Source organism: Helicobacter himalayensis, assembly GCF_001602095.1.
Classification (GTDB): domain Bacteria; phylum Campylobacterota; class Campylobacteria; order Campylobacterales; family Helicobacteraceae; genus Helicobacter_F; species Helicobacter_F himalayensis.
The window spans coordinates 831,076-847,625 of sequence record NZ_CP014991.1; the positions used below are offsets into that span (position 1 = coordinate 831,076).

Annotated in this window: 14 protein-coding genes; 7 read left to right on the forward strand and 7 right to left on the reverse strand. The window is 39.7% G+C overall.

Annotated elements, in window-relative coordinates; genetic code table 11:
• Positions 1-78 precede the first annotated feature (78 nt).
• Complete coding sequence (locus A3217_RS04055; RefSeq protein ID WP_066388226.1) at positions 79-1,536, forward strand: DUF6056 family protein; 1,458 nt, start codon at positions 79-81, stop codon at positions 1,534-1,536.
• Positions 1,537-1,566: 30 nt separating this feature from the next.
• On the opposite strand, the gene A3217_RS04060 is transcribed toward A3217_RS04055, so the two are convergent.
• From A3217_RS04060 to lepA, 3 genes are read right to left on the reverse strand one after another with little or no spacing between them, the layout of a single operon-like run.
• Positions 1,567-2,370, reverse strand: a complete 804-nt coding sequence (locus tag A3217_RS04060) for a HesA/MoeB/ThiF family protein (protein ID WP_066388229.1) — start codon at positions 2,368-2,370, stop codon at positions 1,567-1,569.
• A 46-nt stretch (positions 2,371-2,416) separates the two neighbouring features.
• Entirely contained in the window at positions 2,417-3,268 is an 852-nt protein-coding gene (locus A3217_RS04065) for an alpha-1,2-fucosyltransferase (protein ID WP_066388231.1), read from the reverse strand.
• A gap of 22 nt (positions 3,269-3,290) precedes the next feature.
• Positions 3,291-5,084: a translation elongation factor 4 gene (gene lepA / locus A3217_RS04070; protein ID WP_066388233.1), complete on the reverse strand. Its 1,794-nt coding sequence runs from the start codon at positions 5,082-5,084 to the stop codon at positions 3,291-3,293.
• 193 nt (positions 5,085-5,277) lie between these two features.
• Here lepA and glnA point away from each other — a divergent pair, with 193 nt between their 5' ends.
• The 6 genes from glnA (at position 5,278) to A3217_RS04100 (ending at position 12,936) form a co-directional block, all read left to right on the forward strand.
• Positions 5,278-6,711 carry a type I glutamate--ammonia ligase gene (gene glnA, locus A3217_RS04075; protein WP_066388235.1) on the forward strand — a complete coding sequence of 478 codons (1,434 nt, stop codon included), beginning with the start codon at positions 5,278-5,280 and terminating at the stop codon, positions 6,709-6,711.
• 828 nt (positions 6,712-7,539) lie between these two features.
• Complete coding sequence (locus tag A3217_RS04080) at positions 7,540-8,781, forward strand: amidohydrolase family protein (protein ID WP_066388244.1); 1,242 nt, start codon at positions 7,540-7,542, stop codon at positions 8,779-8,781.
• A gap of 9 nt (positions 8,782-8,790) precedes the next feature.
• Positions 8,791-9,825, forward strand: a complete 1,035-nt coding sequence (mscS, locus tag A3217_RS04085) for a small-conductance mechanosensitive channel MscS (RefSeq protein WP_156471844.1) — start codon at positions 8,791-8,793, stop codon at positions 9,823-9,825.
• A gap of 3 nt (positions 9,826-9,828) precedes the next feature.
• Positions 9,829-11,091 (forward strand): aminofutalosine deaminase family hydrolase, encoded by a 1,263-nt coding sequence (mqnF, locus tag A3217_RS04090; protein WP_066388245.1) that lies wholly within the window; start codon positions 9,829-9,831, stop codon positions 11,089-11,091.
• 14 nt (positions 11,092-11,105) lie between these two features.
• Positions 11,106-12,035 carry a S1-like domain-containing RNA-binding protein gene (locus A3217_RS04095; protein WP_066388259.1) on the forward strand — a complete coding sequence of 310 codons (930 nt, stop codon included), beginning with the start codon at positions 11,106-11,108 and terminating at the stop codon, positions 12,033-12,035.
• Entirely contained in the window at positions 12,028-12,936 is a 909-nt protein-coding gene (locus tag A3217_RS04100; RefSeq protein ID WP_066388261.1) for a radical SAM/SPASM domain-containing protein, read from the forward strand. Before A3217_RS04095 ends, A3217_RS04100 begins: the two co-directional genes overlap by 8 nt.
• Positions 12,937-12,945: 9 nt before the next feature.
• Here the strand turns inward: A3217_RS04100 and A3217_RS04105 are convergent, their stop codons facing one another.
• The 4 genes from A3217_RS04105 to A3217_RS04120 form a co-directional block, all read right to left on the reverse strand.
• Positions 12,946-13,587, reverse strand: coding sequence for a hypothetical protein (locus A3217_RS04105; RefSeq protein WP_066388263.1), 642 nt, complete (start codon positions 13,585-13,587; stop codon positions 12,946-12,948).
• A 222-nt stretch (positions 13,588-13,809) separates the two neighbouring features.
• On the reverse strand, positions 13,810-14,457 hold the full coding sequence (locus tag A3217_RS04110) for a thiamine phosphate synthase (RefSeq protein WP_066388265.1): 648 nt from the start codon (positions 14,455-14,457) through the stop codon (positions 13,810-13,812).
• A complete protein-coding gene (locus A3217_RS04115) occupies positions 14,447-15,172 on the reverse strand; it encodes an arginyltransferase (protein WP_066388268.1) in 726 nt (241 codons plus the stop codon). Before A3217_RS04115 ends, A3217_RS04110 begins: the two co-directional genes overlap by 11 nt.
• The gene (locus A3217_RS04120; RefSeq protein ID WP_231860280.1) at positions 15,172-16,419 is read right to left on the reverse strand and encodes a murein transglycosylase domain-containing protein; all 1,248 of its coding nucleotides are present in this window, start codon (positions 16,417-16,419) and stop codon (positions 15,172-15,174) included. The genes A3217_RS04115 and A3217_RS04120 overlap by 1 nt, the downstream gene beginning before the upstream one ends.
• Positions 16,420-16,550 lie beyond the last annotated feature (131 nt).

The following is a 16,550-nucleotide window of genomic DNA, read 5'->3' on the forward strand; positions in this document are numbered from 1 at the left end:
GAAATGTTTATATGTTTAACTTTTTTTAATGTTTAACAACTTAGAATCCGCACGAGATTCTAACAAAAGGCTAAATATATGCAGCTTTCACGCACACAGATTAAGAATTTTTTCTTGCTTTTTCTTATGCTTTTTACACCTTTATTTATTCTAAATATTTTATTTCCCTCCCAAAGTGATGACTTAGGGGCATTTGGGGGGGGGGATAAAGGATTCTTCAATTCTTATTTTACTTGGAATGGACGTTTTGGTGAGAATCTTTACACGGGATTTCTTGCGCAGTTTAATCAAAGCATAATTTTTGATGTAATCAATGCAATTGTGGGCGCGCTCTTTTTTATTATCACTTTTATTTTGTATTTTGGGAGATTGCCGCAAAATAGGCTTGATTCTTACTCATTTATGTTGCTTTGTCTTTTGTGTATGCTTTTTTCTGTTTTTGGCGCGACTTTTTTGTGGGGAGCTGGGAGTTTAAATTATTTATGGGGAATTTCTTTCATTGTCTTGTTTTTGCTTCCCTTTAGATTCTTTTGGGCGGATTTTATGCGAGAAAATTCACTAGGTTATTGTTCTTTTAATTTTACGCAGTGCTTTTATGCAATTTGCTTGCTTCCGCTTGCTGTGGTTGCTGGAATGTCAAGCGAAGTGGCGGGTTTGATACTTTCAGGGATACTTTTTCTTAGCCTTGTGTTTGCTGTGTATAAAAAAATCAAACTGCCTCTTTGGTATATCTTTGGCGCGTTTGGTTTTTGGTGTGGGTATATTATCCTTTATCTTTCTCCGGGTTCAAGGGCTAGAGCTCAAGGATTGGAGGGATTTTTAAGTGTTGGGGATTTTCTAAATCTTTCATTTTTCGAGCAGATTATTCGTATAAATTCCGCTTTTAGGCATTTTTATAGTGATGCGTTCGTGGCATTTTTACTGATATTTTGCATAACTTATCTTGTTTTGAAGGGTAAATTTAACAAATATAGCTTTTTGTATTTGCCTGTTTTTGTGTTGGTGCTTGCCGTGATTAAAAATGTGAGTGCGCTTCCATTTTATATTTTAACTTTGTATTTGATTTATTCACTTAGGGAAAGAGATGAGAGATTTTTAGTGATTTTTTGGCTGTTTTTTGTTTGGGTGATGAGTGCGTGTATTCTTACTTTTACTGAAAATCTTGCACATAGAGCGCGCTTTGCTGATAATCTTTTGTTGTTTTTATCCATTATTTTAATATTTAGAATATTTTATCAAAAAAGCCTTAAGCCCTATATTTATGAAAGGACATTAGGCGCGTTGTTTTCTGTGTGTTTGGTCGTAGTTTTTGCTAATTTCTCACTTATGGCATACAATTGGAATCTACTAAAGCAAGATATTGCAAGGCAAAAATCACAAGGCATTGAAGATGTTGTTGTGAGTGAAAAATATTTTGTATGTCTTAAAAAATTTAAAGGTTGGGACAATCCGCAAGAAAATCCAGAATATTGGGTAAATCCAGCCTATGCAAAGCATTTTGGTGCGAAAAGCTTTTCTGTGCGCCCAGAAAAATAAAATCCATAGAAATAAAACAATAGAAAAGCTTTATAACTCCCAGCAAGATTCTTGCTTATAATCGCTTAAAACTTTTATGCCTTCACCGCTACATACGCGACAATGCGGATTCTTGGCGATTGTGATTTTGCGGAAGTTCATATCCAGCGCATCAAAGCTTAAGATTTTGTCAAAAAGCGGATTCCCTATGCCTATGATGATTTTTAGTGCTTCGGCAGCTTGGATAGTTCCTAGCATTCCAGCAATTGCCCCTAGCACACCGGCACTCGCACAGCTTGGGACAGAATCTGCAGGCGGCGGGGAATCAAACACGCACGCATAGCACGCGCTTTGAAATGGCTTGATACTCATACATTGTCCGCTAAAGCGCAAAATTCCGCCAAACACCAAAGGTTTTTTAGCCAGCACACACGCATCATTGACAAGAAACTTTGTTCCAAAGTTATCGCTTCCTTCAAGCACAAGGTCATAAGGCGCGATAATATCTAAGATGTTTTCCGCGCAGATTCTAGTATGATAGGTCTGCACGCACACTTCAGGATTGAGCGCATTAAGACGTTCTTTGGCACTTTGCACTTTTGGTGTGTCAAGAGAGGCGGTTGTGTGGATAATCTGACGCTGTAAATTGCTTAGCTCGACTTTATCATCATCTACAATTCCTATCTCTCCTACGCCAGCTGCCGCCAAATACAGCGCGCTAGGCGAGCCGAGCCCACCAGCACCGACAATTAGCACCTTTGCGTTTGCTAGCTTTTTTTGCCCCGTAACGCCCACGCCTTGCAAAATCAAATGCCGTGAATAGCGCTTCATTTGCGAATCATTAAACTCAAGCATACAATTCTCCTAATACAAAGTGTGAGGATTGTAGCATATTTATGCGTTATTGTTCCTGTGAGCTTACCTTTATCCACGATTGACAAATGATATTGTCGCTTCCTTGTATGCTGTGTATCCAAGGGCTTGGGGCGATGATGACTTTATGAGGATTAGATATGAGATAGGCAGCCCACCAACTATAAGTGCTATTAGCAAGTATGCCGTGCTTGCAATGTGCCATAAGTATCATATCTTCATAATGCAAAGAGTAATCACTTTGCACAATCGTAATAGGGTAGCCTATATCAAAGTTTTGTGCAAAATCCTTATCCACACAAAATACAAAAATGCTTGGATTTTCTACTCTTTTCAGTAGCTCTTTGAGCGCTCGCTTATAATAATCTATCCCAAGCTCCCAATTGATTCCTAAATAATCACCTCTGCGGATATGCAAAAAAGTGCTTTCTTTGGAATTAAGAATCTCTGCGAGTATGGCTTTGTTTATCGGGCTTGTAATGGGGGGGGGGGTAAATGCATTCTTAATGGCTAAAGAGATGTCTGAAAAATAGAGAGGATTCTGAAAAAAGCCCGTATAGTAAGAGTATGACTTTTTTTGTAGAAGCTTTGGATTATAGTCAAAAACACAATATGGTGCTAAAAGTGGCAAACCACATTTTTTCAGAACCTTACGCGCAAGCCAAGACTTCTTTGCTTTAAGCTTTTGCTCTTGTGTAGCATAGGGCAGAGTAATGGGAAATATATCAAGGCTTAAGGGCGGGTGCTCTTTGTGTTCTGGATTGTCATAAAGACTTCTATCAAGTAATATGGGCATATTAAAATGGTGTTTTAAACTCAAGGCAAAAGCATACTGAAACATTTGATTGCCTAATCCACAGCTCAATTCGACAATTTTCATTATTTCTCCTTAAATCAAAAGTTTAATCAATCTTTAGCACTGCTAAAAAAGCTTCTTGTGGTAATTCCACCTTGCCTATGGCTTTCATACGCTTTTTGCCCTCTTTTTGCTTTTCAAGCAGTTTGCGCTTGCGCGTAATATCCCCGCCATAGCATTTTGCAGTTACATTTTTCCCCATAGATTTCACGGTTTCGCGCGCGATGACTTTGTTTCCTACGCTTGCTTGAATCGCCACTTCAAACAGCTGGCGCGGGATAAGCTCTTTCATTGCCTCCACAAGTGCGCGCCCTTTTTCATACGCTTTGCTTTGCTCGACAATAGTTGAAAGTGCATCGACTATTTCACCCGCCACGCGCACATCAAGTTTAATCAAATCGCCCTCCCTATACTCGATAGGCTCATAATCAAAGCTCGCATAGCCTTTTGTGCAGGATTTCAATTTGTCATAAAAATCCATTACTATTTCATTGCTAGGGATTGCATATTGCAAACTCACGCGCTGTGGGTTGATATACTCCATTTTTTCTTGCACACCTCGTTTGTTGTTTAGAAGCGTGATGATATTACCCAAAAACTCGCTAGGTGTGATAATATGCGCACGGACAAATGGTTCTTTGATTTTTTCTATTTTCTGCACTTCTGGAAGCTGGCTGGGATTTTGCACAAGCGTGAGTGAGCCATCAGTGCCATAGACTTCATAGATGACGGTGGGCGCGGTTGCAATGAGACTTAGCCCAAACTCACGCTCTAGGCGCTCTTTCACCACTTCCATATGTAAAAGTCCTAAGAATCCAACGCGAAACCCAAATCCAAGCGCCACGGAAGTTTCAGGTTCAAAGCTAAGCGCAGAATCATTTAATTTTAGTTTTTTTAGTGCCTCGCGGAGTTCCTCAAATTTATCTGTCTCAATCGGATAAAGTCCCGCAAAGACAAAAGGCTTAGCTGGTTTAAAGCCTTCAATCGCTTCAGTCGTCGGATTCTCAGCATTTGTGAGTGTATCGCCCACAGCGAGTTCATCAAGGCTTTTTAACCCAAGGCACACGATGCCTATCTCGCCGCACTCGATACTTTTTGTAGGGATTTTCTGCACGGGGTGAGGATAGTAAAGCCCTAGAATCTCGTGCTTTTTGCCACTACTCATAATAAGCGTGTTTTGCCCCACTTTGAGTGCGCCATCTTTTAAGCGTACAAGCGCTAGCGCACCTAAATAATTATCAAACCACGAATCATAAATTAACGCTTTTGCTGGTGCGTTTGGTTCGCCATTTGGCGCAGGGATTTTCTCCACGATAGATTCTAAAAGCGCGCCAATGCCAATCCCACTTTTTGCGCTTACTTCTAGCGCGTTTGAGCAATCAAGTCCAATGCTAGATTCTATCTCGTCTTTGACACGCTCACTATCAGCAGCTGGTAAGTCGATTTTATTTATCACGGGTAAAATCTCAAGATTATTTTCAAGTGCGATATACACATTTGCAATCGTTTGCGCTTCCACGCCTTGCGAGGCATCAACGACAAGCAACGCGCCCTCACACGAGCTAAGCGAGCGCGAGACTTCATAGCTAAAATCCACATGCCCGGGTGTGTCGATGAGATTTAGGATATAAGTTTTGCCATTGTGCGGATATTCTAGGCGCACGGATTGCGCTTTTATGGTGATTCCACGTTCTTTTTCTATATCCATCGTATCCATAATTTGGCTTGTCATCTCGCGTTGGCTAACCGCGCCACATTCTTGTATGAGTCTATCAGCAAGGGTTGATTTGCCGTGATCGATATGCGCGATGATAGAAAAGTTACGAATGAGTTCTTGCATACAAAAACCTTTTGTGAGAATCTTTAAGAAAATATAAAAACTTTTAAGTTGCGAATTCTAGCAAACTAACGCTAAAAAGCAGATTTTTTTACAAAGTTTTTGGAGATTTTATGCGTATTTTTCACATTCCTTGCTATAATTCCGCGTTACTCAGCAATACTTGGTAACACGATTTTAACCTTGGGAGAATTGTATGCAAAAAGAAGATAGACAACAAGCAGTAAAGAAGTTTTTTGAGTTTTGCAAAGCAAATGAAGTGGAGTTTATCGACTTTCGCTTTACGGATATTAAAGGCGTGTGGCATCATTTGGCATTTTCAGCAAATGCAGTTGATGAAGGTAGTTTTGATGGAATCCCTTTTGATGGTAGTTCGCTCCCAGCGTGGCAACCGGTAAATAAATCAGATATGGTGCTAATCCCCGACCCGGTGCGTTATTTTATCGATCCATTTACTGCAGATACCACAGCGGTGGTGTTTTGTGATATTTGGGATATTTATAAAAACGAGCCTTATGAGAAATGCCCGCGTTCTATTGCCAAACGAGCTAGCAAATTTTTACAAGAAAGTGGCTTGGGCGATGTGGCGTATTTTGGACCAGAGAATGAATTTTTTGTCTTTGATTCTATAAAGATTAAAGATTCTGTAAATTGCCAGTATTATGAGATTGACACAGAAGAAGGCGAGTGGAATCGCGACAAAGAATTTGAAGGCGTGAATATCGGACATCGCCCCGGCACTAAGGGCGGGTATTTCCCAGTGCCACCGGTAGATTCTATGATGGATTTACGCGCTGAAATGGTAAAAGTGCTCAAGCAAGTAGGCTTAGAAACTTTTGTCGTGCATCACGAGGTGGCACAAGGGCAGGGTGAAATCGGCGTGAAATTTGGTGATATGCTAGAGGCAGCAGATAATGTGCAAAAGCTAAAATATGTCGTCAAGATGGTAGCCCATCTCAATGGCAAGAGCGCGACATTTATGCCAAAGCCGCTGTATTCTGACAATGGAAGCGGAATGCATGTGCATACAAGTATTTGGAAAGATGGCAAGAATCTTTTTGCCGGTAATGCGTATGAAGGCTTAAGTGAGATGGCGTTGCATTATCTAGGCGGTGTGTTAAAGCACGCACGCGCGCTAGCAGCATTTACAAATCCTAGCACCAACTCTTATAAGCGTCTAATTCCGGGATTTGAAGCGCCTAGCATTCTTACATATTCCGCGCAAAACAGAAGTGCAAGTATCAGAATCCCATACAATAGCGGTGAGAAAGCTAAAAGAATGGAATTTAGATTCCCAGATAGTTCAAGTAATCCTTACTTAGCGTTTGCCTCAATGCTAATGGCAGGAATTGATGGAATCCAAAACAAAATCGATCCGGGCAAGCCAATGGAGGTAAATCTTTTCGAGCTTACCCTTGATGAAATCCGTGAAAAAGGCATCAAACAGCTTCCACATACTTTGCGCCACGCGATAGAAGAAATGCTCGTGGATAAAGATTATTTAAAGCGAGGCAATGTCTTTAGCGAAGAATTTATCCAAACCTACAAGCAATATAAGTTTGAAACAGAAATTTGGCCGTGGGAAGGACGCCCACATCCATTTGAGTTTATCACGACTTATAGTTGCTAGAATTTGTTAGCTCTTAAGTTTTCTTAAGAGCTAACTTGATTTTTAAGAGTAGTAAATAATATGTCTATAGATTTCAAAACGACAAAAATTAAGGCAAAGAAAGGGGGGGGGTAGCTTTAACCTCACACTCTAAAAGCACCTCACAATCTCCATCATTTTCAAAAACTTTCCAATCCTCTAAAATTCCTAAAAAGCCATATCATAATGTTAGAAAAAATATTTGATATTTTGCGTGTTTTCCCTGAATCAATAAAATTGATGTTAAGGCTTCCTTATCGTGTTGTAAAATATTTTTTACATCTTTTAAAATTTTTCTTATTGGATTTTAAGATTAAGCATTATTTATATTTAGATTTGCAACAAAAAAAATAATAGAGTATCAATATTAAATACGCCATTAATTATTTCTCTAACTTCTTAATCCTGCGAGGTTTCATCAGCTTCACTATACCTTTATTCGGTTATGATACCCCAATGCTACTATCATAACACTTGATGATAATATTTATTATGCAGATTTTGTAATACAAGGCTTTGGTAGAAAGCTACAAGAAATATCCAAAAGATATACATTGCCATGTTGCAAAGCGCGCATATTTAAAGACTCTAAAAATATTGCTCCTTACTGCAAATGGGAAGTTATCGCCAACAAATGCAATATCTACACAAAGTCTTTTACTCATGGGTAATTCCTCGCTTTATAATTTGCAATTTGGTTTTGCTGGAGTAAAATCTCGCCCCGTAGTATTTAGCTTTTTTACCATAAGAATACGCTATGATAACGCGAATATTTTAAGGCTACATTATTAAGAATCTAAAGGGGAGTGAATGATTTTTGCAAATGCGCGTTGTTGCGACTATCAAGGCGAAAAAACACAATGTATCCAAGTGAAAAATGGGTGTATCCAAAGCATCGCACCAAATTTAGAATCCCTCACACTGGAGGAAAATGAAGAGGTTATCGATATAGATTCCAAGCTTTTGATGCCCGCATTTATCGATCTTAATATTTATCCAAAGGCGCGCACGCTTTCACGCAAGAGCCTTAGCACGCTTTCACTTAAAGCACTTAAAGGCGGATTTAGCACACTTTTGCTTTTGCCACAGACAAGCCCAACTATCGATAGCGAGGCGATTATCGAACTTGTTAAAAGCATAGATTCCACGCTTGAAGCCCATATTTTGCCCTCTATTAAGCCAACTTTTATAGATTCTGAACGCGTGAAACTTACCGACATAAGCAAGCTCTACACTGCAGGCGCACAAGCAATCGCGTTTGAAAGCGACATTGAAGGCAATCTTTTGCTAAGAATCTCACAATATGCCAAAATGCTAAAAATCCCCCTCATTTGCTTCGCGCAAAATGCTTCGCTTGCGCAAGGTGTGGTGAGCGAAGGGGAGTTTGCAAGTAGGCTTGGACTTCCTAGCATTAGTGAAAAAGCGCAAAATATCGAAGTTGTCAAAATATGTGAAATGCTTTTAGGAAGCGAGATTGAAGTGGTTTTTAGCGCACTTAGCGAGCCACGAAGCCTTGAAATTGTCAATCAATACAAAGCGCAGGGCTTGCGAGCACATACTGAAGTAAGCCTGCATCATTTGATATTGAATGAAAGCGTGTGTGAGGATTACAACACTGCGGGCAAGATTAACCCCCCGTTGCTTTGCGAATCTAAGCGTTTGGAGCTTTTGGACGCTTTGCAAAACGATAAAATAGATGTGCTGACAAGCTTGCAGTGCGCGGATTTCAACTCGCAAAAAGATCAAGTTTTTGAACTTGCAAGCTTTGGGATTGATAGCATTGCGTATGGCTTTAGTTTGGCGTATTCTAAGCTAATAAAGCCAAATATTTTAAGCCTAAGTGCGCTTTCAAGGCTTTTTAGCCACAATCCAGCAAAAATTTTGGGACTAGAAAATGGAAGCTTGGAAGTGGGTAAAAAGGCGGATTTTATGATTGTTGATACAGAATCTAGCGTGCGCGTAGATGATATTTTTTCGCCGTATAATGGTGAGATTTTAAGCGGAAAAATTAGCGCGTTGTATGCGGATTCTAAGCTTCACACATTGGAATAAGGAGCGTGTATGCAAGAGGGTTTGAATAATCTTAAAACAACTATTTTGAATATCCTGCCAAGTATTGAGTATATTAGTTTGATTTTGTTGAAAGTCGCGTTGTTGCTTGTGGTGGGGTATTATCTTTCGCGCTTTGTGGCTAAGAAAATCAAAAAAACTTTAGAATCTAAAGATATTGTTTTAGCAAATTTCCTTTCACAAGTGGCGTTTATCGGCTTGAATGTCGCCATCATCATCGCTGCACTTGGCACATTAGGTGTGCAGACAAACTCTATCATCGCCGTGCTTGGCACAGCTGGCGTGGCAGTTGCGCTGGGGCTTAAAGATTCTCTTTCATCGGTGGCTAGCGGGATAATCCTCATCATCTTGCGCCCTTTTGCAAATAACGATACTATCGAGCTTGGCGCACTCACTGGAAAAGTCGAGGCGATAAATCTTTTCAATACCACCATACGCCTGCCTGATGGCAAGCTAGCGATTATCCCAAACTCTAATATTTCAAAGGCGAATGTCATTAACTCTACGGATATTTCAAAAAGGCGCTTAGATGTCGTCTTTGGTGTGGGGTATGGAAGCCATGTAGATTCTATCAAGCTCATCGCTATAAATGTGCTTGAAAATAGCCCGTGCGTGGATTTAGAGCGTGGATATTTTATCGGATTGCAGGATTTGGGAGAAAGCTCGCTTAATTTTATCTTGCGCTTTTGGGTGGATATTAAATTTGGACTACTAGAGGCTAAGGCAAGCATTTTGGAGCTGCTTTTGGCAAATTTAGAGGCGAATAATATTGAGATTCCTTTCAATAAGCTTGATGTAAATCTCAAGACACAAGAGGCGGATTCTGAAAAACTTGCGATTGAAAGTGGGCTAAAAGGGATAATTTTTGTTGATTCAAAAGGTGAAAAGATAGACAATATTTCAGAATCTAAAAAGCCAAAAAACACGCAAAGTAGGGCAGAGCAAGGCATTGAGAGTGAAAACAATAGCATTTTAGATAAAATCACTCAAAAGATAAAATTTAGTATGAAAAATAATGGAGAGTAGGTTTTGAGCAAGCTACTTGGCGCACCTTTGGTATTTGTGTGTGATGAGAATTTTAGTATTAGGCGCAATTTTGGCGTGTTTGTAGAAAATGGCAAGATTATGGAGAATGGCGATTTTAACGCGCTTTGTGAAAAATATCAAAATGCGAAACGCATATTTTTTGAAGATTGCGTGATGTTGCCAGCGTTTATCAACGCCCACATTCATTTTGAATTTAGCAGTAATGTCGCAAGCTTTGTGTATGGAGATTTTGGTGCGTGGTTAGATTCTGTCATTGCTAAAAGAGATAATGTGCTAGGTGAAGAATCTGCTATGCAAAATGCGATAAACGAGCAATTACAAAGTGGCGTGGGGATTGTCGGGGCTATTAGCAGTTATGGCTATGATTTGCCAATTTTAGCCCAAAGCCCCTTAAGGGTAGTGTTTTTTAATGAAGCAATGGGGAGCAATCCAAGTGCGATTGATGTACTGCAAAAGAATTTCAAAATGCGTTTGCAAGAATCTAAGTATGCACAAAATGCGCTTTTCACACCAGCGGTGGCGTTACATTCGCCTTATTCTCTGCATAGTGTGTTTGCAAAGCATATCTTAAATGAGGCGATGAAGCTTAGCGCACCCTTAAGCGCGCATTTTTTAGAATCCACATACGAGAGGCAATGGCTAGATTCTGGCAGTGGATATTTTTATGATTTTTTCCATAAAGGTTTTGGCGTGCCAAATCCTAAGCCATTTTTTTCTACGCAAGGATTTTTGGAGCAGTTTAGAGAGTTTAAGGGGCGTGCAGTTTTGACGCATTGTTTAGAGGCAAGAGAAAGGGAGCTGGAGTTTATGCAGGAGTGTGATTTGAGCATTGCATCTTGCCCGCGTTCAAATCGCCTTTTGTGTGGGAAATACCTAGATTTAGAGCGCGCAAAGCCGCTAAATATTGCGTTTGGGAGCGATGGAAAAAGCTCAAATGCAAACTTAAATATGCTAGAAGAGCTTCGCACAGCACTTTTTGCCTATCCTAAACGCGAGATTAATGCACTTGCAAAAGAGCTTCTTTTAATGCTTACAAAAAATGGTGCAAAAGCGTTAGGTGTGGAATCTGGAAGTTTAGAATCTGGCAAAAATGCTGATATTGCGTTTTTTAAACTTAAGGAAGTTGTGGAAATGGGTGCAGATTCACAAAAAACAAGCACGCAAGCCATACAAGAAGCCTTGCAATTTATCCTACACGCAAAAAGCGCGCATAAAATCTACATTGACGCCAAAGAGGTGTTTTAAGAAAGGGTTCATTGATGATACAGCCTAAAGCGCGCTTGCAAAAGGCGCGAGATATGCAAAAAAATCGTGCAAATCAAAAATCACAGCAAAGCGCACTTCAAACATTTGTGGGAAAGATTTGCGAGCTTGAAGTTGCGCGCTTAAGCCCTTATGGTGCATTTTTATCACTTCCGCAAGATACACAAAAGCAGAGTGAAGAAAGCGTTTTGTTACCCAAAAAGTTTGTGTTAGATACATTGACGGTGGGCGATAAGGTGCGCGTGTTTCTTTATACAGATTCTGAAGATAGGCTTGTCGCTAGCACGCAGACGCCACTTTTATGCGTTGGTGAGGTTGGCATGTTGAGGGTTGTGGATATTACCTCAAATGGCTATTTCGTGGATTTGGGCGTGGATAAGGAGCTTTTTGTCCCTTCAAAAATGCCAAAAAATAAGAATCTAGGAAAATTGCTCACTATATTTTTGAGTATCGATAAACAAGGTAGGCTCATTGGGAGACTTGGGATAAAGGAGCGATTGCAAGCTTGCACGGATAAAAGGCTGATAGGCGCGAATGCAAGTGCTTTTGTATTTGAAAAAACGCCACTTGGATTTGGTTGTGTGGTTGCGGGGCGGCATTATGGTTTGCTGTATCACAATGAACTGGCTTTCGTTCCTAAACTAGGTGAGATTTTGCGGGTGAAAGTTAAGCGATTGCGAAGTGATGGAAAGCTTGATTTGAGCCCTGTTCGCGCGATTTCTGGCAATTGCTTGCTAGATTTGCTAAAAATGCACAATGGACGCATAGAGCTTGATTTCAAAACTTCTCCTGAAGAAATTGTGCGGATTCTCAAAATGAGCAAAAAGAATTTCAAGCTTCTTGCAAATAAGCTTGTTCGCGAGAATCTAGCGGAGTTTATAGACGCTGGAGATGCGCGCAAAGCCCTTGTGTTAAAAAATGTTTGAAAGAATCTATATTGAGCTAAGCGATAATTGCGCGCTTGAATGTAGCTTCTGTCCGCACTCTCATAACAAAACAACGCGCGGTGTGATGAAGTTGGCATTTTTTGAAAATCTCATCGCACAAATCGCGCGTGATAAGCTAGGGAGGCTCATATATTTGCATATTTTGGGCGACCCGCTTTTATTGAAAGATTTGGACGCGTATTTGGAAATTTTGCGTATTTATAAAATCTCTGCAAACATCGTAACAAGCGGGAGATTCTTAGAAAACAAAAATTTTAGTCTGCTATGTGGTGCGCCAATAAATCAAATTGCATTTTCGCTAAGTGCATTTGTGGATTCCCCGCAGAGCTTTAAAGTTGGGCATTTGGATAGGATTTTAAAATTTTGTGAGTTTGTGCACAAAGAAAAAAGCGAAGTGTTTATTCATCTGCGCTTGCAGGATTTGCACTATGAAAATCCCTTAGCGCGCGAGATGAGAGAGCAAATAAAGACGTTTTTTTGCTTGAAAGATTTTGCTTTTCAAGTCTTTAGTGATAGGAAAAGTGCGCGCCTTGCATATAAAACCTTTTTAAGCATTACGCCACATTATGAATGGAACGCGAGACAGGAGGCTTTAGCGCAGAGTGAGCAAAAAAGCGTGGCAGGTCGTTTTAAAGGAGAAAACAGGGCTTTTTGCTATGGGCTGATTAAGCAATTTGGAGTTTTGAGTAATGGTATTGTGGTGCCTTGCTGTATTGACTGCTTTGGGGAAATTGCGCTAGGTGATGCGAAGCGAGATTGCTTAAAAGCAATTCTTTCTAGCTCGCTTGCAATGCAAATAGCACAAAGCTTCAGGCAAGGCAAGGCGTTGTTGCCAAAATGTCAAAATTGCGATTATGCAAAGACACTTTTTCATAGTTGATTTATTGCGTTAATAAGGAATCTTAGCGGTGTTAAATGCTTGCAGCATAGTGCTTATGCTTGCGTGGTGCAATATTTTATCACTCTTGATCTTTAAGTGTAAATTATCAAGCATAATCTCGCTATCAGCGGCATTACAATGATTCCACGCGTGCCCAAAATAGGTGCAAATATTTGAATACTTCAAATGAGAAAGCTTATCCCCAATATAGATGTTGCACCAATGCTGAATGCTTCGTGGCTTTTGGCGTAATTTCCAATAACCCACAGGATCAAGTGTAACAAGAAGCTTTATCGAATCTTTTGGAAGTAGATTTCGCGTAGAATCTAGCTTGTGAAGCACCTTGCAAATATTAGCCCCACCCCAACTATGCGCAAAAATATAAGACTCATAACCTTGTGCTACAAGTGCGGGTAGTAGGGAAGAAAAAAGCATTTTGCTATTAAAAGTTGCATATATTTTGGCGCAAAAATTTGGCAAATGTGCAAAATCCCTCTGCGCAAAAAAAGCAAACTGCCTAAACACTACTAAATGCACACTATCCATAAAACCACCAATGAAAATAAGCAAGGCTTTGGGGTTTGGAGATTTTATTTCACTGCCCGCATCGCCTTGTGAGAGAAAATTGCGCTTTGTCTTCGCTTCGCACACATATTCTGTATTTTTTGGCTGATGAAATTGTGAGATTCTGTGATGTTGATTGGAATCTGTAGAATCTCTTGGTGCAAGCGGCTGAATAAGACCTAGTTCTTTGCTTGTAAGAAAAATATTGGTGTTAGCAAATTTTATTTTTGCACGCGATAGGGCGGAATTAAGTGCGCAAGAATCTACTGGTGAAATGTTTAAAACTGGTGTAAAAAATATTTGGAAATTTCATAAGCGCCATTTTTGCAGAATAATCTGAGCGTTCAAAAGTGGATTTTTATCCCATAAATCACTGATAAGCGCGCACATATCAGCGATTTTTAGCAGATTAATATTTTCTTTGCTAATTCCACCTATGGCGCATATTGGGATTTTGAGAATATCCTTTGCTTGGGAAAGTATCTCAACACCTATGCAAGGTGCTTTGGGTTTTGTGATTGAAGGGAATATTGCACCAAATGCCACATAATCCGCGCCGAGATTCTCTAACTTTTTTGCAAGAGAAATATCACCATACGCCGATGCACCCAAAATCCCGCTAAATTGCTTGCGTGCTTTGCTGAAATATTTTAAATATTGCATATCATCTAAGGTCTGTGTATGGGTATTTCTACCGATATGCAATGCTTGAATTTTAAGACGTGAAGCTAGATCTATGTGGTCATTTAGCACAAATAAAACATTCTTTTTAGCACATAGCTCACTTAAGCGATAGATTTTCTCTATAAGTGCGTTCCTATCGCTAGTTTTATCTCTTAATTGAAAGATTTTTAAGCCACCTTTGATAGCATCTTTAAGTTGTGATTCTAGACTTTCATAAGGTGTAAGAATTGTGTCGCTTATCCCATAAAGCCCTTGCAAAATATCATTCCTCATATATTCTCCAATCAGTGGCTTCAAAAATATCTGGTGCGTTATGAAGGTATTCAAAAGGCTTAAAACGCTCTTTATAGCCCATACAAAAATGTTGCTTTATCCAATAGCCGGGGTAGAAGTAGCGAAGATTCTTTTGTTGTGCGATTTTTAGTTGGGTAAGAATATTAAAAGTTCCAAGGCTTAAATGCTCAAAATTATGGTTGTAGAAAAAATACACCGCGCTGATACTTTGCTCGATAATATCCACAAGCCCCACGCCCACAAGTTGAGAATCTACAAAATACAAAAACTCATAGCCATAGTGTTGCGCGCCATCGACAAACATCTCCATATAAGATTTTTGCGTAATGGGTATGTATTCCCAACCCTTTTTTTGTTGCATATGACGATGGTATTTGTCATAAAGCATTAAATGTTCTTCGCTAATAGTGGGTCTTTGTATGTATATTTGGGTATTCTGGTTATTTTTTAGCACTCGTTTATGATTTTTGCTAAATTTAAATTCCTGTACAAGTGTGCGTATGGAAATACATTTTTTGCAATCCTCACACACCGGGACAAAAAAATGATTCCCAAAGCGTCTCCATCCACGCTCTAATAATCCCAAATAAAAAATACTCGAGCAATCCTGTATGTAAAAATAGCGCATAGTGCTTCGCTCGCTGGGAATGTAACTACAAACTTTAGATTCTGAGGTGAATTCAAAAAGTCTCATTATATGCCTACATATTGCTTTTTGAAATTTGTGACTTTTTGCACATAGCGCTTACCTTCATCATTTAAGCGTGTAGTGAGGCGATGATACACCTGCTTTGGAGTGAGTGAGTTTATCACATTTATCGCCTGCTTCCTATCTTTATGAAAGGCACGCAGGACATTTCCACTTCCTGTATTATACGCTGCAATCACGCAATATTCGTGAGAAAGCGGATTTGTAATACCCTTTAAATAGCGCTCAAAAAGTATATGTAAATACGCGCTTCCATAGTGGATATTTGTCTCTGGCGTGAAAAGCATATCTTTGTTCGGCATACCTTTTTTACCATTGATAAGCTCATAAGAATCCGCTCCAGCCGTGCTTGGGACAATCTGCATAAGCCCATAAGCTGGTACATGGCTCATCGCATAAGGGTTGAAGTTAGATTCTGTGTGGATTATCGCCATCACAAGCGCACCTTCTAGGTTGTATTGCTTGGCATATTTTTGCGCGTATGCTTGATAGCTGTTGCCCGCAAGCGATTGGTAATTTTCACTCATTTTCACATCTACAAAATATACCTTATTGCCTTTGGCGTCTGTGCGTGTTTTGAGTTGGTTTTGCAAAAGGAAATCCGCATACTTTTTCGCCCGCCATTCATATAAAATATCCTGCCCTTCGTTATCTTTGACAAGCCCGGCTAAAAACGGCTTGCCATTAAGCTTCACTTCAGAATCTGTATATAAATCCACACCGCTTGGATCTTGAGGTGTTAGCAAAGTCATTATAATGGCATTTTTGAGGGCTTGCTCGGGATTACTTTTATCAATGGTTTCTACGCGGATTACTCCATTTTGGAAGTCGATACTTGACTTTGAAAGATAATGATCGCTGTATTTGACCATTTTATTGGTGCTAGAAACTTCAAATTCATCATTCGCCCAATTTTTAGTAATGTTTCCACTAAGGTTTGTAATCTCCTGTTTATAGGTATTATGCGCTTTTTTTAGCACTTCTTTTGTTTGTTTGCTAAAGTCGGCATTATCCAAAGAACTTTCAAGTGCTAAATCTGATTGCTCCAAAATGCTATCGCGCGCAAAAAATGATGTATTTGCACCACGTGTGGGCTTTTTTCGCTTTTTAGATATCGCTTCATTTTCGTCATCATTATGCGCCCACATTTTAGAATCTGAACCCTTAAGCAAGGGTTGTTGAAACGAGCCATTATAGCTGCTTCCAGCTTTGCAAGCGTGAAATAAGGACACAAAAGAAGCCATAAAAAGCGCAAAAATTATAAAAGACAAACACCTCAAAGCAAACCTTTCTAGAATCTAGGCAAAATCTAAGGAATATAAAGCAAAAAAGATTCCAAGAAACTTTAGAATTTTGCAAACCT